We start from the raw sequence: 16,142 nt of genomic DNA, 5'->3' as shown, positions 1-16,142 counted from the left end.
GGGCCGTGAGGGCGGGGGCGGGGCGGGGGCGCAGCGGCGGGCGGGGCGGCCACGCGGCGCGGGCCGCGGCGGCGGGCGCCGGCGCGGCGCTGGGGCGCGCGGGGCGCGGCGGGGGCGGGGGGGGGGGGGGGGGGGGGGGGGGCGACCGCCCGGGGCGGGGGGGGGGCGGGGGGGCGGGGCCGCCCGCCGCCGTGCCGTTGCGCGGTGCCGAACAGGGGTGGAAATCTGGAAAGCGGCAGTGGCACGGGGAGCGCCCGGGAACCGTCCGGTGCACACCGGGTGAAAGCCCTGCCCCGCGCACCACGGTCGGCCACCGACCGTGGTGAGAACGGAACCGTCCCCACCACCTGGAGGTATCCGTGGACAGCGCCGACGGCTGGGGAGACGACGTCTACCAGCCCGATCCGGACTCCGAGATCAAGGAAGACACAGGAGTGCTGGACTCGGAGGACACCCTTGAGTACGACGGCGTCGAAGATCCCCTCGACCGTGGCTGGTCCCCTCCCGAGCGGCCCTGGGCCGTGGAGCACACCGGTGTGACCGCCGCCGAGCGCCGACGGGGCGAGACCCTGGAGCAGCGGCTGTCCGAGGAGCTGCCCGACCTGGCGGCCCCGGACGGCGACGGTATCGGCGACTGCACCGGCACGGACGGGGAACTCCTGGACAACGAGGTGGGCGCCGCCCGCTCCGGCCGGCTCGTCGCACCCGACGAGGGCGCGCACGAGGACGAGGAGAGCGCGCTGGTCGCCTCGGACGTCGGCATCGACGGTGCGGCGGCCTCCGCCGAAGAGGCGGCGATGCACGTCGTGGACGAGGACGGCCTGCGCGGCTGACGTGGCCGTCCGTGCGCCACCGGCCCCGCCTCGCCCGTCCGGCCTGCCTCCCACGTACGAGGAGCACTCATGCAGCAGGACAAGCACCCCGGCTACCACCCCGTGGTCTTCCGCGACCGGGCCGCCGGCTACGCCTTCCTCACCCGGTCCACGGCCACCAGTGACCAGACCATCGACTGGGACGATGGGCAGACCTACCCGGTCGTGGACGTGGAGATCTCCTCGGAGAGCCATCCCTTCTACACCGGCAAGGCGCGCACGGTGGACTCCGAGGGGCGCATCGCCCGGTTCGAGCGCCGCTTCGGCACCCGCGGTCAGGGCAGGCAGGGTTCCGGAGCGGACGCGCCGGCCTGACGCCGGGCCGGGCGGCTCGCTCAGATGACGTTGAGCGCGGCCGCGCAGCCCACCCCGCCGAGCACCATGAACGCCGGCATCAGCACCTTCAGCTCGACCCAGCTGCCGGCGCGGAACCGCATCGCCTTCGGCGGACCGACCGGGTACCAGCGCTTGCGGCCCACGGGTATCGGCCACAGGATCGGGCAGCCGGAGACGGTCAGCGCGTCCCCGATGTCGTGCACCAGCGCGCCCAGGACGATCGGCAGCCCCAGCCACAGGTACTCCTGGCCCGGGGCCGTGAACAGCCAGTTCGATCCGTTGCCGGGCTGGTCGAGGATGCCGGCGAGTATCCAGGCGCTCGTCGCGGCCAGCAGCCACACCAGGACGTCGCTGCTGGAGCCGCGGGCCGCTCGCCACAGCAGGCCCTCGATGGCCAGCACCATGTGGACGAAAAGGATCGCCAGCACCGCCCAGCGCCCGCCGGTGATCGCCAGGAGGGAGGTGCCGGCGCCGATCAGCACCGCCCACAGCCAGGTGTGCGTCAGTGTGCGGTGGCCGCCGGAACGGCGTGGGTCGCCCTTCTTGCGCGTGGCCTTGTAGACGGCGTAGGAGAGTTTGTCGACGATCTCGCACAGTCCGTGCGAGATCGGTCCGAAGGCCCGGGAGATCGTGGCGGCCTTGTGGTCCAGGTCCGGGGCGAGCGCGGCGCCGGCGCAGATCAGCGCGCCGCACAGCAGGACCGGCCAGGGCATCGGATGCCCCGCTGCCGCCGTGGCGGCTCCCACCCCCAGCCAGGCCGCCGCGCCGGACAGTGAGTGTGCTGGTCCCATCATGGCCGTCTTCCGCCCCATTTCCTGTCCGCCGCCGTCCCGTTGACCCGGTCCGCCGATGCTCCCTCGGCGACACAGCGTAGCGGTCGTGATCTTCGCTCCGGCAGCCGATTCCCGCCCGGGCCGGGCGGCCAGGCAAGATGGGTGCGTGACCCTCATCGATCAGCTGCCGCCGACCGCCGACCCCGACGCCCTGTACGAGGCCTTCGACTCGTGGGCCCAGGAACGGGGTCTCACGCTCTACCCGCACCAGGAAGAGGCCCTGATCGAGGTCGTCTCCGGCGCGAACGTGATCGTGTCGACGCCCACCGGCTCCGGCAAGAGCATGATCGCCGCCGGCGCGCACTTCGCGGCCCTGGCCCGGGACGAGGTCACCTTCTACACGGCTCCGATCAAGGCACTGGTATCGGAGAAGTTCTTCGAGCTGTGCAAGCTGTTCGGCACGGAGAACGTCGGCATGCTCACCGGTGACGCCTCCGTCAACGCCGACGCGCCCGTCATCTGCTGCACCGCCGAGGTGCTGGCGTCCATCGCGCTGCGCGACGGCAAGCACGCCGACGTCGGCCAGGTCGTCATGGACGAGTTCCACTTCTACGCCGAGCCGGACCGCGGCTGGGCCTGGCAGATCCCGCTGCTGGAACTGCCGCAGGCGCAGTTCGTCCTGATGTCGGCCACGCTCGGCGACGTCTCCTTCTTCGAGAAGGACCTCACCCGCCGCACGGGCCGTCCCACGGCGGTGGTCCGCTCGGCGACCCGTCCGGTGCCGCTGTCCTACGAGTACCGGCGCACCCCGCTGACCGAGACGCTCACCGACCTGCTGCAGAGCCGGCAGGCGCCCGTGTACATCGTGCACTTCACCCAGGCGCAGGCCGCGGAGCGCGCGCAGGCGCTGATGAGCATCAACATGTGCTCGCGCGAGGAGAAGGAGCGGATCGCCGAGCTGATCGGCAACTTCCGCTTCACGACCCGCTTCGGCCGCACCCTCTCCCGCTACGTCCGCCACGGCATCGGCGTCCATCACGCCGGCATGCTGCCCAAGTACCGGCGGCTGGTGGAGAAGCTCGCGCAGGCGGGTCTGCTGAAGGTGATCTGCGGCACGGACACGCTCGGCGTCGGTGTCAACGTCCCGATCCGCACGGTGCTGTTCACGGCGTTGACCAAGTACGACGGCAGCCGGGTGCGCACCCTGCGGGCCCGGGAGTTCCACCAGATCGCCGGCCGGGCCGGGCGTGCGGGGTTCGACACGGAGGGGTTCGTCGTCGCGCAGGCCCCCGAGCACGTCATCGAGAACGAGAAGGCGCTCGCGAAGGCCGGTGACGACCCGAAGAAGCGCCGCAAGGTGGTCCGCAAGAAGGCGCCGGAGGGCTTCGTCGGCTGGACGGACAACACCTTCGACAAGCTCATCGCCTCCGAGCCGGAACCGCTGACGTCCCGCTTCCGTGTGACGCACGCGATGCTGCTGTCGGTGATCGCCCGTCCCGGCAATGCCTTCGAGGCGATGCGGCACCTGCTGGAGGACAACCACGAGCCGCGCAAGCAGCAGCTGCGGCACATCCGGCGGGCGATCGCCATCTACCGCTCGCTCTTGGACGGCGGCATCGTCGAGAAGCTCGACGAACCCGACGCCGAGGGCCGGATCGTCCGCCTCACGGTCGATCTCCAGCAGGACTTCGCGCTCAACCAGCCGCTGTCCACGTTCGCGCTGGCCGCGTTCGAACTGCTGGACCCCGAGTCGCCGTCCTACGCGCTGGACATGGTCTCCGTCGTGGAGTCCACGCTCGACGACCCGCGGCAGATCCTCGTCGCCCAGCAGAACAAGGCCCGCGGGGAGGCCGTTGCCGCGATGAAGGCGGACGGCGTCGAGTACGAGGAGCGCATGGAGCGCCTCCAGGACGTCACCTACCCCAAGCCGCTGGAGGAGCTGCTCTTCCACGCGTACAACACCTACCGCAAGAGCCATCCGTGGGTCGGTGACCATCCGCTGTCGCCGAAGTCCGTGGTCCGCGACATGTACGAGCGGGCGCTGTCGTTCACGGAGCTGGTCTCCTTCTACGAGCTGGCCCGCACCGAGGGGATCGTGCTGCGCTACCTGGCCAGCGCCTACAAGGCCCTGGAGCACACCGTCCCGGACGACCTGAAGTCCGAGGATTTGCAGGACCTGATCGCCTGGCTGGGCGAGACGGTGCGGCAGGTCGACTCCAGTCTGCTGGACGAGTGGGAGCAGCTGGCCAACCCGGAGGTGATGACCGCCGAGGAGGCCCAGGAGAAGGCCGATCAGGTCAAGCCGGTCACGGCCAACGCCCGCGCCTTCCGCGTCCTGGTGCGCAACGCCATGTTCCGCCGCGTCGAGCTGGCCGCCCTCGACCAGATCGAGGAACTGGGCGAGATGGACGCCGAGTCCGGCTGGGACGCCGAGGCGTGGGGCGAGGCGATGGACAGGTACTGGGAGGAGTACGACGACCTCGGCACCGGCCCCGACGCCCGCGGCCCCAAGCTGCTGGTGATCCAGGAGGAGCCGCAGAACGGGCTGTGGCGGGTGCGGCAGATCTTCGACGATCCCAACGGCGACCACGACTGGGGCATCAGCGCCGAGATCGACCTGGCCGCCTCCGACGCCGAGGGCCGGGCGGTCGTCCGGGTCACCGACGTCGGCCAGTTGTGAGCGTCGTCCGCCCGGCAGCGGAAGCGCAGCCGCAGTCCCTGACCAGCTACCGTCCTTGTGCGACCACAGGAGAACGCCACTCATGACGAACCCGGCCGAACGGCTCGTCGACCTGCTCGACCTGGAGCAGATCGAGGTCAACATATTCCGCGGTCGCAGCCCGCACGAGTCGCTGCAGCGGGTCTTCGGGGGCCAGGTGGCGGGCCAGGCGCTGGTCGCCGCCGGCCGCACCACCGACGGCGAGCGCCCGGTCCACTCCCTGCACGCGTACTTCCTGCGGCCCGGCCGGCCGGGGGTTCCGATCGTGTACCAGGTCGAGCGGGTGCGCGACGGGCGGTCCTTCCCGACCCGCCGGGTCACCGCCGTGCAGCAGGGCCGCACGATCTTCACGCTGACCGCCTCCTTCCACAAGCCTGAACAGGGGAGTTTCGAACACCAGCTGCCTCCGGCCCGCGAGGTCCCGGATCCCGAGTCGCTGCCGACCGTGGGCGACGAGGTCCGCGAGCACTTGGGGGCGCTGCCCGATCAGCTGGAGCGCATGGCCCGGCGCCAGCCCTTCGACATCCGGTACGTCGACCGGCTGCGCTGGAGTCCGGAGGAGATCAAGGAGGCCGAGCCGCGCAGTGCGGTGTGGATGCGTGCCGTCGGACCGCTCGGCGACGACCCGCTGGTGCACACCTGCGCGCTGACCTACGCCAGCGACATGACGCTGCTCGACGCGGTGCGCCTGCCGGTCGAGCCACTGTGGGGGCCGCGAGGCTTCGACATGGCGTCGCTGGACCACGCCATGTGGTTCCACCGGCCGTTCCGGGCGGACGAGTGGTTCCTGTACGACCAGGAGTCCCCGATCGCGACCGGTGGCCGGGGCCTGGCCCGCGGACGGATCTACGACCGGGAGGGCCGCCTGCTCGTGTCGGTCGTTCAGGAGGGCCTGTTCCGCGCCGTGTAGACGTCGCTCGCCGGGGGCCATGGTCCACCGGAGCGCCTGGGCGGGTTCCGGCCGGGGTCGGCCGCCCGCCGCGGCTCAGTCCCCTCTGCCGAAAAGCCGGCTCAGCAGGATGTGTGTGCGCCCGGCGGGGGCGGGGTGTTCACACTCCCGCGGCGTCGGCCGTCCCCGGTGCCCGGCGAGGCGCGGGTGCGGTTCCCGCGTGTGGCGTCGACCGGAGTGCGGGGGTGCGGGCCTGGGCGCCGGCCGGTGGATCCGCGCCTCCTGCACGGTGCGCGCCAGGTCGGCACGGAGCCAGTCGATCTCGTCGGCGTCCTGCGCCGTCGCGATCCGCTCCGCGAGGTGGGCGGCGGGCGAGCCCGGGGCGCCGTGGGCGGGCGGCGGCTGCCGGAAGCCGTTGAGATGAGCCCGTTCGTAGGGGTCGGTGACGATCTCCGACACCTGGATCGGATCGAGCAGCGAGGCCACGCAGGCCGCTCGTTCCCACGGATCGTCGGCCTGGCGCAACAGGAAGCCCAGGTAACGTCCACGCCAGTTGCGGGGACGCAGGTCCACACCCGCCTCCAGCTGGTCCCGCAGTCCCGGGGGCAAAGGCCGCTTCAGCAGCGCGGCGTTCTCCCGGCTGTCGGCGAACTGCCGCAGTTCGCAGGCCAGATAGCGCCAGACGACGGCCCGGTACCGGTTCAGGTAGTACGCCACCGGCACCACCAGCCCCAGCCGGGCCAGGCGGGTGAACCTGGCCGGGGTCACGCCCATGATCTCCGCGCCCTCCCGAGTGCCCACGCTGGTGACCCGCTCCCGCAGTTCCTGCGGGAAACCCTCCTGGTGCCGCAGACGTTCGATCTCGGCTCGGGCGACGCAGCGGCCTTCTCCGCCCTCGTCGCGCCGGGTGCGGACAAGACCGAGGTGGACGGCCAGGTCGAACTCGGCTCGCTTGAGGCCCAGTTCGCGGGCGGCCCGCGTCGGGCTGACGGCCGTTCGGTTCTGTCGCCGGGCCGGTGCGACCGCGGGCTTCGGCTCGTGGGTGATCGTGTTGCCGGACATGTTCGCGCCCCCGTGGCATCCGTGGCTCGCGCCGGCTGCGCTCGCCTGCGAAGAACGTTAGATGCCGCCGGCGATCTCCGCTTGAGCCTGTGGATAACTCCACGGCAGTCGCGAATCAGCAGGTCATGGGTGTCTCGGCGGAGTCGGGCCGGGCTGGCGGGCGGTCAGGTCGAGGTGCTCGCCGAGCCGGTTCACCAGCAGGGTCATCTCGTAGGCGATCTGGCCCATGTCGGCCTCGGAGCCGCTCAGGACGCACAGGCAACTGCCCGCGCCCGCGGCCGTGACGAAGAGCAGGGCGTCGTCGAACTCGACGATCGTCTGGCGTACCGAGCCCGCGCCGAAGTGGATGCCCGATCCCTTGGCGAGGCTGTGCAGTCCGGAGGAGACGGCCGCGAGATGCTCGGCGTCCTCCCGCCGCAGGCCCGTGCTCGCGCCCGTGACCAGCCCGTCGCTGGACAGCACCAGGGCGTGCCGTACGTGTGCCACCCGCTCGGTCAGGTCGTCCAGCAGCCGGCCGAGTGTCTGGTTCTGCGCCATGTCGCGGCCTCCCCCTGTCGCGTGTCCCCCCCTTGGCCGGAGGATCCCCCGCAAGCCTTCACCACGGCGGCGGCCCCGGCAAGCAGGATGGGGGCATGGCACAGAAGATGACCGACGAGGAATGGCGGGCGTTCGTCTCCGAGGGCACCCGCACCGGAAAGCTGGCCACGGTCCGGGCCGACGACAGCCCGCACGTCGCCCCGATCTGGTTTCTGCTCGACGGGGACGACCTGGTGTTCAACACCGGCAAGGAGACGGTGAAGGGGCGCAATCTGGCCCGTGACGGCCGCGTCGCCCTGTGCGTGGACGACGACCGGCCGCCGTACTCCTTCGTGGTGCTGCACGGCCGCGCCCGGCTGTCGGAGGACCTGGAGGAGCTGCGGCACTGGGCCACGCGGATCGGCGCCCGCTACATGGGCGAGGAGCGCGCCGAGGAGTTCGGGGCCCGCAACGGCGTCCCGGGGGAGCTCCTGGGACGGGTCCCGATCGACAAGGTGGTGGCGGTGCGCGACCTGGCGGAGTGAGGACGGGGCGGCGCGCGCGGTCGTCTGTGTGCGCCATGATGCGGGAATGAGCGAGGAGCACACACACGTCCAGGAGTTCTTCACCGCCCGCGCCGCCGACTGGGACAGCAGGTTCCCCGACGACGGTCCCGCCTACGCGGCCGCGGTGGCCGCACTCGGGCTGCACCCGGGCGACCGGGTGCTCGACGCCGGGTGCGGTACCGGCCGTGCCCTTCCGGCGCTGCGCGCCGCCGTGGGCGCGACGGGTGTCGTCGTGGGCGTCGATCTGACCCCGGCCATGCTGCAGGCCGCCGTACGGGCCGGGCGGGACCAGGACGGGCGTCTGCTGCTCGCCGACGTCGCCGCGCTGCCGCTGCGCCCGGAGTCGTTGGACGCCGTCTTCGCGGCGGGGCTGATCGCCCACCTGCCACGGCCCGCCGAGAACCTGCGGGAGCTGCGGCGCGTGGTGCGGCCCGGCGGCACCCTGGCCCTGTTCCACCCCGTCGGGCGGGCGGCGCTCGCGGCACGTCAGGGACGGCAGATCACCCCGGACGACCTGCGCGCGGAGCCCAACCTGCGGCCGCTGCTCGCCGAGGCGGGGTGGCGGATGACGTCGTACGTCGACGAGGACGCCCGCTTCCTGGCGCTGGCCGTCCGCGCGGACTGACGCGGGAGGGGTGACGGATGCGCGAGCGGATCCACGCGAGAGGTGACGCGGACGGCCGCGCAGCAGGCTCACGCCGGCCGGCCGGTGCTGCCCGCCGTACCCTCTGCGTGCCGCACCGGGCAGCCGCGCACGCCGGGGACCGGGCGGGTGCCGAGGTCGGCCACCCGGTAGCCGTTCGGGTAGCTCTTGATCTCCCAGTTCTGCCGTGCGAAGTGGGGTGAGCGGCGCGGCGGCAGCAGCCGCACGGCGCGGCCCCGGGCACGCAGCGCGCGACGCACGAGGGTGCGGGTGAGAGCGGACGGGGGGTCGTAGCGGAAGGCTGTCAGCAGCGGGTCGTCCAGCAGCGCCAGGGTGGCGCCGCGCAGGAGGGGCGCCAGGGGGCGCGGGTACCAGGAGGCCATCAGGTTCAGCGTGGCGTCGGAGACCGTGCGCGCCTGCTCGTCCCAGGCGAAGTGGGCAGCTTCGTAGGCGTCGAGATGGGCCTCGAACTCCTCGTAGGTCTCGGGGATGTCCTTGATGCCCATGTGCCGGCCGAGCGTGCGGTAGTGCACGGCGGAGGCGACGATCTCGTGCCGGGAGAGCCTGCGCCAGCCGTAGGCGTCGATCCAGCGCTTGGGCATCACCACGAACGTGCACAGGACGTACCGCATGTCGTCGTTGCTGATGTCGTAGCTGCGGTGCATCTGGTTGATGCGCCGGATCGCGGTGCGGCCCTGTTCGCCGGAAAAGCCGTGTTCGACAACAGTGTCGAGGAGCAGGGAGGTGTCGTCGTAGCGCTTCTGGGTGCGCTCGGTGAGTTCGGCGGTCTCGGCGAGCAGCCGGCCGATGCTCGGCACGGCGTACGTCCGGTACAGGGCCAGTTCGAGGGCGCGCGTGACGTCCCAGGGGAACTCGTAGGCGGCGGTGAGCCGGTAGATCTCCGTGGCGTCCGCCACCGGATCCATGCGAAGGATCTGCTCCAGCCGCTCGAACCGCTTGGCCACGTCCCGCCCCTTCTGCCGTCGGACCTCCAACTCTACTGGGCGTAGCGGCAGAAGCACGGGCGGTTCCGGCGACGCCCCGGGGAAGGCGTCCGCCTGCCGGGCAGCTTTCGCACGGCGGCCAATTTCGCCCCGTCCAGGTGGAAAACTGCAGGTCCGCGTGGTCCTGCGGGTCGTGACAAGCGGCTTCCTCGGCCACTAGGGTGCGCGCCGTTGGACGAACCATGGGAGGCTCTCGAATGGCCGGGACGGACGAGGAGGCCGGGGCCGCCGCGGACGACGCGCTCTATGTGCTCACGGCGGTGCTGCTGACGCCGGCGCAGTTCCCGAGCGTGCTGGGCGACGACTATCCGGAGGCCTGCGCGGCGCTCGGCCTGGCACCGCTCGCCGACGGCTACGGCTTGGTGCTCGGTCAGGACGGCACCGGCGCGCGGTGGACGGTCGTCGTCGACGACGTGTCACTGGTCGCGGTGGCCATCGCCTCCTGGGACTGCGGCATGGAGTACGACCTGTCGCCCGACGAGCGCTCGGTCGTCGCCGCACTGCCGGGCTGGCCCCTCGCCGTCGCGGTGGCCGCGCCCGGTGTGCCCGCGCCGCACGATCCCGACCCGGAGGCCGGGGACGGGCCCCTGCTGTCTCCGCCGGACACCAGCACCTGGGGGCCCGCTCAGCGCCGGCTGGGCGCCGACGAGATCGCCCTGCAGTGGACGGCGTGGCGGGAGCAGCTCGACGACGACGCCTTCGCCGCTCCGGACACGGTCGGCGTGGCGGCCCGACCCGGCGAGGGAGCCGTGGCCGGCAGCACGGCGACGGGCGCGGGAGCCAGTGCCGGGGGCGGTGCGCCGGACGGTGCCGGTCAGCGGGCGCCGGAGGGTCACGGCGCCGTGCGGCGCGTCCTGGCGGAGGCCCGCGCGTACGTGGACTCGCCGCCGCCCCTGGGCCGTGTCCGGTCGTCCTTCGCGCCGGGTGACGCGCGGACCCTGCGGGCCGACGGCCCCGGCTGGTCGATGGTGGCCCGCACCGACGACATCGCCTTCGTGCTCCTCGACGAGCGGCCCGGCGAGGTGCTGCCGGTCGGCCGGGGACCGGAGTTGCCCAAGCTCCTCCAGGCCCTCGACGAGCTGGCGGTACGCCCGAGCTGAGGCCGTGCCGCAGGGTGCTGTGTCCGCGATGCACGTGATCTATGTACTGCATCGCCATACCCGGTACCGGACCCATGTGGCGCGAACCCGTGGAGGACGCGGACAGCCGCCCGCACGATGGGGCAGCTCCGGGCTTCACCGCCCGAGCCGTCCTTGATCGCTCTCGCTCTGGAGGCCGTCGTGCGTCTGTCCCGAGGTGTCCCGCTCCTCGCCGCCGCGTTGCTCACCGGCGCCGTCACCTGGCCCGTGCCCGCGGCTGCCGCGGCCGGCACCGACGGGCACTGCGTCCGCCAGGACCGGCTCCGGGTGCCGGGTGCGGCCTACCAGCAGACCGCCTGCCTTCCCGATCTGACCACCACGGGGCTGGCCGGCACGCCGTACACGGACCCGGCCGACCAGGCCGGTCTGACGGCCCGGGCCACCCGTACGCCCTCCGGGGTGCCCGGGGTACAGATCGACGGCTACTTCCCGGACTCCTCGCACTTCAACACCACGCACGGCCGGCCGCACGACGCCCAGTTCGTGATCCGGCTGCCGGACCGCTGGAACGGCGGCCTGGTGGTCACCGGGGCGCCCGGCACCCGCCGGCAGTACGCCACGGACAAGGCCATCTCCGATCAGGTGCTGGCCCGCGGCTACGCCTACGCCGCCACCGACAAGGGCAACAACTCGGCCGACTTCTACCGCGACGGCACCCGGCCCGGCGACGCCGTCGCCGAGTGGAACACCCGGACCACCCAGCTGACCAGAGCGGCCCAGCGTGCGGTCGCCCAACGCTACGGTCGCGCCCCGCGACGGACGTACATGACGGGCATCTCCAACGGCGGCTACCTCACGCGCTGGCAGCTGGAGCACCACCCCGAGCTGTACGACGGCGGCGTGGACTGGGAAGGGACGCTGTGGACCGCCGACGGCCCGAACCTGCTCACCTCGCTGCCCACCGCCGTCGCACGGACCCTGGGGAGCGCGGGCGACGACGCCATGTACGCGGCCGGTTTCGCGCGCGGCTCGGAGTTCCTGTGGCCGTACCACGAGCAGGCCTACTGGGGCGTGACGCAGAAGACCTACCGGGCCGAGTTCGACCCGGCCTACGATCCGGCCTGCCCGGGTGCCTCCGCCGGGAGCACGACCCAGCAGATCCTCGCGCCGTGCGCGTCCGACGCCGCCTACGACTACGCCGCGCGTCCCGCCTCGGTGCACCGGGCGGTGGCCCGGGTGGCGCTGACCGGACGGATCGGCAAGCCCCTGATCACGCTGCAGGGCGACCTGGACACGCTGCTGCCCGTGGCGGCCGACTCGGACGTGTACGCACGCATGGTGGACGCGAGCGGACGGGGCGGGCTGCACCGGTACTACCGGATCGAAGGCGGTACGCACGTCGACGGGCTGTACGACACCTATCCCGACCGGCTGCGCCCGATCCTGCCCTGCTACCGGACGGCGTTCGACGCGCTGGTGGCCTGGGTGGAGCACGGGCTGCGGCCGCCCGCGGACCGGACCGTCGGCAGGCCCGCGAGCGGTGACGTCGTCGACTCCTGCTCCCTGCAGCAGTAGAGGCCGGCGCGGTGGTGTCTCAGCGGCCCAGCTCCTTGCGGGTGACGCGCCGCAGACGGCGCCGCTGCGACGGATCCAGCGCGAGGTAGGCGGCGGCCGGAACGCCCAGGACTATCAGGAGCGCGGCCCACCAGGGCAGCCAGATCAACAGGATCAGACCGGCCGCCACACCGCCCGCGGCGATCTTCGCGTTCTTCGACATCTGTCGCCTCCTTCGCGGACACTGTCCGCTCTCTGTGGTGGAAACGGCTCCGCCCTCCCCAGTGGTTCCGGCCCGTGACCCTGAGACGTCCCGGAGACACCCCTGAGACGTCCCGGGCCGCACCCCTACGGGTCAGCACCCGTACGGGACACACGCCGCGCCCGCCGCTGCGACCCCGGCGCGCGCCCCCGCGGATGCAGGGCCTGCCCGACGGATCACGTCGCGGGAACCCCGGGGCGACCCGGTCGGCCGCGGCATGATCCGCCGGACAGGCCCTGCCGGCGTCGGCAACCCTCGTGATCAAGGTGCCTGGTCCGCCCGGAGGGGCTCCCCCACCTCGTGCAGGTGGCGCAGCGCCTGCCGGTAGGAGTCGACGAGGCCGGTCTCGACGTAGGGCACTCCCAGGTCCCGGCAGTGGGCGCGCACCAGGGGCTGGGCGAGCCGCAGGTGCGGGCGCGGCATGCTGGGGAACAGATGGTGCTCGATCTGGTAGTTGAGGCCGCCCAGGAACCAGTCGGTCAGCGCCCCGCCGCGGATGTTGCGGGAGGTGAGGACCTGGCGGCGCAGGTGCCCCCACGGTTCGCCGTCCGGGTCGGGCATCTCCATGCCCTTGTGGTTCGGCGCGAAGGCCAGACCCAGGTGCAGGCCGAAGAGTGCCTGGTGCAGCGCGGCGAACGCCAGTGCCTTGCCCGGGGACAGGACGGTGAGCAGCAGGGTGACGTAGGCGACGGCGTGGGTCACGAGCAGCGCGCCCTCCACCGCCCGCTCCCGGGGCGGCTGGCGGCGCAGGTCCTGGAAGCTGTGCACCTTGAGGGCGACGCCCTCCAGGAGGGTGAGCGGGAAGAACAACCAGGCCTGGTTGCGGGTGAGCCAGCGCCGGAAACCGCTGCGGCCGCCGGCCTGCTCTCCGGAGAAGACCAGCACGTCCGCCGCGACGTCCGGGTCCTTGTCGACGTGGTTGGGGTTGGCGTGGTGCCGGTTGTGCTTGGCGTTCCACCACCCGTAGCTCAGGCCGAGCAGCAGATTGCCGTGCACCAGGCCGATGAGCCGGCCCACGGCCTTGTCGCCGCCGATCTGCGCGTGGCCGGCGTCGTGGCCGATGAACGCCGTGCGGGCGAAGAGCACGGCGAGCGGCACCGCCAGCGGCAGCGCCCACCACGAGTCGCCGATCAGGACGAGCGCGGTGACGACACCTGCCAGGGCGAGCGCGTTGGTGGCGATGACGCGCGCGTACCAGGCGTGCCGTCGTCCCAGGAGGCCGTGGTCCCGGACCGTGCGCAGCAGCGGCGCGAACTCGCTGCCGGTCCGATGGCCGGCGGGCGGGCCGCCGGTGCTGTCTCGGGGGCCGTCCAGGGCGACGGCGGCGGGCTGGGGCATGGCTCGGTCTCCGGCTCTGTGGGAAACGGGCTGACCTGAGGAAACGTACGGACCGGGGCCTCGTGCCGGCCATGGCGCCAGCACCCAAGTGCTTCTGGGGCAGGCCCCCGTGCGCGCAGGGGGGTTGGCGGCACCCCGGTCGCGGCGCCCGGCCGTACGTTCCAGGCCGACGGCTCGCGGAGGCCGGGCATTCACCCGCCCGTCGCCGGGCGTTCCGCGGCGAGCCCAACGCTGGCCGCTGTCACCGCAGTTGTGCGTTCGTTTCCCTGGAGGCCCGATGTCCCCGCACGTCCCCGGCCGGCGCCGCGTTCACCGCTGCCTGGCGGCGGCGCTCCCGTTCGCCCTGCTGTCCGCCTTCGCGGCGGCGGGCGGGGCGCAGGCCGCTCCGGCCGGCGACCACGGCCCCGCGAACCCCCGTACGGGCACCGCACGTGTCGTGCGCACCGCGACGCTCGGGGACATACCGCTGGGCGCGTTCAGCAACGCGCTGCTGCCCGGCAGCGTGGAGGACGACCGGGGTGTGGATCTCGGCGGCATCGGCAGCGACGTCTACCCGGCGGGCCGGCCGGGCGAGTTCTGGACCGTCACGGACCGCGGCCCGAACGGGCAGGTCAAGGTGGACGGCACCAAGCGCCGCACCTTCCCCGTGCCGGGCTTCGACCCGGCGATCGTGAAGATCGCCGTCCGTGGTGACACGGTGCGGGTGCTCGACGCCATCCCCCTGACGACGTCCTCCGGCAAGCCGGTCACCGGGCTGCCCGACCAGGCGGGGCGCGACGAGGCACCGTACTCCTACGACGGCAGGACGCCGCTGTCGTACAACCCGAACGGGCTCGACACGGAGGGCATCGTGCGGGCCGGTGACGGCAGCTTCTGGCTCGTCGACCAGAACTGAATAACACACACGCCTACTCAGGCCGGTACGACGGACGTCCCGGGCCCTTCTTCAGCGGTGGGTCGGCAGGGGCCCACACCGGCACCACCGTGACATCATCGTCGGGCCGGATCTCGACCCGGCGAATCAACCGACCTAGCGTCACCCGTTTAGAGTGCACGCTGATCGTGTCCCACTCGGCGAGCAGGCCAATTACCGTCTCGCGGTGCGGGACCGGCGAGGGCGGTTCCTTGTCGGGCGACGGCAGCTCATCGAGCTGCCGCTGTGCCTCGTTCCGTCGATCCTCGTGCTTCGCCCGGGTGCTCAGGTAGACGTCGCGCGATACGTCGCCGAGCGTGTACGCCTCGAACGCGCGCTGCATAGCGGCCGTGGCTTTCTCGATCTCCCGCTGCAGCTTTTTGCGCTTCTTGTCGAAGTCGGGTTCCCGGCGTGGCTTCGGCACGGCGATCTTCCCGGCGACGATGTCGTCGATCTCCTTACGCAGATCGACCAGCCACTCAAGCACCCTTCCCTCGACGACTGTGCGCCGCACCCACACCGCGTCGTGCTGAACCTTGCGCCGCGCTCGGGCGCCGCAGCGGTAGGCATAGCCGCGCTCGCGCCGCGTCTGATGATTCATGGCCGCGCTGCCGCACAGCCCGCACCGAACGAGCCCGGCGAGCGGGTAGACAGGCGAGAGAGCCCGTCGCGGCGTGTTCCGGCGCACGGTGCGCATGTCACGGTAGTTGTCCCACTCGTCGCCGTTGATCACTGACTCGTGCTCGGCGGCGAGGTACGTATAGTGCTCAGCGTTCTTGCAGCCGGCGGGATCCCCGCAAGGCGCTTCCGGGTTGTGCACGTACAGCAGTCCGGCCGTGAATCCGGAGTCCATGTACCCCCGGACGCCCTGATCCTGCCAGGGCGCGCCACGGGTGTTGAGGAATCCGAGGTCGTTCCAACGTTCCGCGATCTTCCCGAAGCCGGTCTTGCCTTTGATGTAGTCCTGGAATGCGTCAACGGCGAGTTCCGCCTCGTTGGGCAGCACCTCGTACCGCTCTTCCTGCACCGCCCATCCGCCGCGTCCGTCAGGGATGCGCCGTGGGTACCACCGGTACCCGAACCGGCGGCCGCCGGCGGCGGGCAGGCCGAGGCGGCGGCGCAGTTCGTGCGTCTCCTTCCACTGTTCGCCAGCCCTGTCGCTCTCGAAGGCGGCGACCTCCAGGAGCATCCCGCGGGTGAAGCGGCCGACTGCCGTTTTGGCGTCGACGTCCTCTGTGGCGCTGATCAACTCGCCGCCGACGTTCTCGATCCGAGCAAGGTTGATGGCGACGCCGTGCCGGTTGCGGCCGAAGCGGCTGAACTTCCATGACCAAAGCTCGCGCTCGGGCCGCTCGTGGTCCTCGACGATCTCGATCGCGCGCATGACCTTGCGCTTGAAGTTCCGGCCGGTCGCATCCTCGTCGATGATCCACTCGGCGACGTACCGGCCGCGCCGGGCGGCGGCGTCTTCGACGACGCTCTTCTGAATGTCGATGCTGATCATTTCCTCGCGCCACGTGCTGACGCGGGCGTACCCGATGACGGGAATCAGCTCGGCTGCTACGACGGACTGTGCGGCCGGGATGATGACGCGCGGCCGGGTGTTCATTTGACCC

At 72.2% G+C, this 16,142-nt stretch carries 15 protein-coding genes and 1 pseudogene; 9 read left to right on the top strand and 7 right to left on the bottom strand.

Annotation, left to right across the window (positions count from 1 at the left end; translation table 11 throughout):
* Positions 1 to 359 precede the first annotated feature (359 nt).
* Together GV126_RS28685 and GV126_RS28680 are read left to right on the top strand one after the other, a co-directional pair.
* A complete protein-coding gene (locus GV126_RS28685; RefSeq protein WP_159672173.1) occupies positions 360 to 833 on the top strand; it encodes a DUF5709 domain-containing protein in 474 nt (157 codons plus the stop codon).
* Between the two features lie 69 nt (positions 834 to 902).
* Positions 903 to 1,187, top strand: a complete 285-nt coding sequence (locus GV126_RS28680; RefSeq protein WP_159672171.1) for a type B 50S ribosomal protein L31 — start codon at positions 903 to 905, stop codon at positions 1,185 to 1,187.
* A gap of 20 nt (positions 1,188 to 1,207) precedes the next feature.
* Here the strand turns inward: GV126_RS28680 and GV126_RS28675 are convergent, their stop codons facing one another.
* Positions 1,208 to 2,002, bottom strand: a complete 795-nt coding sequence (locus GV126_RS28675; RefSeq protein WP_159672169.1) for a metal-dependent hydrolase — start codon at positions 2,000 to 2,002, stop codon at positions 1,208 to 1,210.
* A 145-nt stretch (positions 2,003 to 2,147) separates the two neighbouring features.
* Here GV126_RS28675 and GV126_RS28670 point away from each other — a divergent pair, with 145 nt between their 5' ends.
* Both GV126_RS28670 and GV126_RS28665 read left to right on the top strand, forming a co-directional pair.
* Positions 2,148 to 4,661, top strand: a complete 2,514-nt coding sequence (locus GV126_RS28670; RefSeq protein ID WP_201299886.1) for a DEAD/DEAH box helicase — start codon at positions 2,148 to 2,150, stop codon at positions 4,659 to 4,661.
* Between the two features lie 82 nt (positions 4,662 to 4,743).
* A complete protein-coding gene (locus GV126_RS28665; protein WP_159672168.1) occupies positions 4,744 to 5,610 on the top strand; it encodes an acyl-CoA thioesterase in 867 nt (288 codons plus the stop codon).
* Positions 5,611 to 5,685: 75 nt separating this feature from the next.
* On the opposite strand, the gene GV126_RS28660 is transcribed toward GV126_RS28665, so the two are convergent.
* Both GV126_RS28660 and GV126_RS28655 read right to left on the bottom strand, forming a co-directional pair.
* Positions 5,686 to 6,651: a DUF6397 family protein gene (locus GV126_RS28660; RefSeq protein WP_185946853.1), complete on the bottom strand. Its 966-nt coding sequence runs from the start codon at positions 6,649 to 6,651 to the stop codon at positions 5,686 to 5,688.
* A gap of 123 nt (positions 6,652 to 6,774) precedes the next feature.
* Positions 6,775 to 7,188: a roadblock/LC7 domain-containing protein gene (locus tag GV126_RS28655; RefSeq protein WP_159672166.1), complete on the bottom strand. Its 414-nt coding sequence runs from the start codon at positions 7,186 to 7,188 to the stop codon at positions 6,775 to 6,777.
* 95 nt (positions 7,189 to 7,283) lie between these two features.
* On the opposite strand from GV126_RS28655, the gene GV126_RS28650 reads away from it, so the two are divergent.
* Together GV126_RS28650 and GV126_RS28645 are read left to right on the top strand one after the other, a co-directional pair.
* Positions 7,284 to 7,712, top strand: a complete 429-nt coding sequence (locus tag GV126_RS28650; protein ID WP_159672164.1) for a PPOX class F420-dependent oxidoreductase — start codon at positions 7,284 to 7,286, stop codon at positions 7,710 to 7,712.
* 46 nt (positions 7,713 to 7,758) lie between these two features.
* On the top strand, positions 7,759 to 8,358 hold the full coding sequence (locus GV126_RS28645) for a class I SAM-dependent methyltransferase (RefSeq protein WP_159672162.1): 600 nt from the start codon (positions 7,759 to 7,761) through the stop codon (positions 8,356 to 8,358).
* A 68-nt stretch (positions 8,359 to 8,426) separates the two neighbouring features.
* Here GV126_RS28645 and GV126_RS28640 read toward each other — a convergent pair whose 3' ends face one another.
* On the bottom strand, positions 8,427 to 9,341 hold the full coding sequence (locus GV126_RS28640) for an oxygenase MpaB family protein (protein WP_236570144.1): 915 nt from the start codon (positions 9,339 to 9,341) through the stop codon (positions 8,427 to 8,429).
* Positions 9,342 to 9,577: 236 nt separating this feature from the next.
* On the opposite strand from GV126_RS28640, the gene GV126_RS28635 reads away from it, so the two are divergent.
* On the top strand, positions 9,578 to 10,480 hold the full coding sequence (locus GV126_RS28635; RefSeq protein ID WP_159674206.1) for a hypothetical protein: 903 nt from the start codon (positions 9,578 to 9,580) through the stop codon (positions 10,478 to 10,480).
* A 180-nt stretch (positions 10,481 to 10,660) separates the two neighbouring features.
* Positions 10,661 to 12,034, top strand: a complete 1,374-nt coding sequence (locus GV126_RS28630) for a tannase/feruloyl esterase family alpha/beta hydrolase (RefSeq protein WP_159672160.1) — start codon at positions 10,661 to 10,663, stop codon at positions 12,032 to 12,034.
* 19 nt (positions 12,035 to 12,053) lie between these two features.
* On the opposite strand, the gene GV126_RS28625 is transcribed toward GV126_RS28630, so the two are convergent.
* Positions 12,054 to 12,236 carry a tail-anchor membrane protein gene (locus tag GV126_RS28625; protein WP_073943599.1) on the bottom strand — a complete coding sequence of 61 codons (183 nt, stop codon included), beginning with the start codon at positions 12,234 to 12,236 and terminating at the stop codon, positions 12,054 to 12,056.
* A 300-nt stretch (positions 12,237 to 12,536) separates the two neighbouring features.
* Complete coding sequence (locus tag GV126_RS28620; protein WP_159672158.1) at positions 12,537 to 13,613, bottom strand: fatty acid desaturase family protein; 1,077 nt, start codon at positions 13,611 to 13,613, stop codon at positions 12,537 to 12,539.
* Between the two features lie 277 nt (positions 13,614 to 13,890).
* Between GV126_RS28620 and GV126_RS28615 the strand changes: the two are divergent.
* Positions 13,891 to 14,502 (top strand): annotated as a pseudogene (locus tag GV126_RS28615) (esterase-like activity of phytase family protein); the annotation flags it as partial.
* 19 nt (positions 14,503 to 14,521) lie between these two features.
* Here GV126_RS28615 and GV126_RS28610 read toward each other — a convergent pair.
* Positions 14,522 to 16,135 carry a recombinase family protein gene (locus GV126_RS28610; protein ID WP_159672156.1) on the bottom strand — a complete coding sequence of 538 codons (1,614 nt, stop codon included), beginning with the start codon at positions 16,133 to 16,135 and terminating at the stop codon, positions 14,522 to 14,524.
* Positions 16,136 to 16,142 lie beyond the last annotated feature (7 nt).

Origin of the sequence: Streptomyces mexicanus, from assembly GCF_902506575.1 — a bacterium.
Taxonomy (GTDB): domain Bacteria; phylum Actinomycetota; class Actinomycetes; order Streptomycetales; family Streptomycetaceae; genus Streptomyces; species Streptomyces mexicanus.
This window is presented reverse-complemented; position numbering and strand designations above follow the sequence as displayed.

What these genes read in the sequence shown, in the direction of transcription:
- GV126_RS28635 (WP_159674206.1), top strand. Translation starts at nt 9,578, where the DNA reads ATGGCCGGGACGGACGAGGAGGCCGGGGCCGCCGCGGACGACGCGCTC.
- GV126_RS28655 (WP_159672166.1), bottom strand. Translation starts at nt 7,188, where the DNA reads ATGGCGCAGAACCAGACACTCGGCCGGCTGCTGGACGACCTGACCGAG.
- GV126_RS28680 (WP_159672171.1), top strand. Translation starts at nt 903, where the DNA reads ATGCAGCAGGACAAGCACCCCGGCTACCACCCCGTGGTCTTCCGCGAC.
- GV126_RS28660 (WP_185946853.1), bottom strand. Translation starts at nt 6,651, where the DNA reads ATGTCCGGCAACACGATCACCCACGAGCCGAAGCCCGCGGTCGCACCG.
- GV126_RS28625 (WP_073943599.1), bottom strand. Translation starts at nt 12,236, where the DNA reads ATGTCGAAGAACGCGAAGATCGCCGCGGGCGGTGTGGCGGCCGGTCTG.
- GV126_RS28665 (WP_159672168.1), top strand. Translation starts at nt 4,744, where the DNA reads ATGACGAACCCGGCCGAACGGCTCGTCGACCTGCTCGACCTGGAGCAG.
- GV126_RS28645 (WP_159672162.1), top strand. Translation starts at nt 7,759, where the DNA reads ATGAGCGAGGAGCACACACACGTCCAGGAGTTCTTCACCGCCCGCGCC.
- GV126_RS28620 (WP_159672158.1), bottom strand. Translation starts at nt 13,613, where the DNA reads ATGCCCCAGCCCGCCGCCGTCGCCCTGGACGGCCCCCGAGACAGCACC.
- GV126_RS28610 (WP_159672156.1), bottom strand. Translation starts at nt 16,135, where the DNA reads ATGAACACCCGGCCGCGCGTCATCATCCCGGCCGCACAGTCCGTCGTA.
- GV126_RS28675 (WP_159672169.1), bottom strand. Translation starts at nt 2,002, where the DNA reads ATGATGGGACCAGCACACTCACTGTCCGGCGCGGCGGCCTGGCTGGGG.
- GV126_RS28650 (WP_159672164.1), top strand. Translation starts at nt 7,284, where the DNA reads ATGGCACAGAAGATGACCGACGAGGAATGGCGGGCGTTCGTCTCCGAG.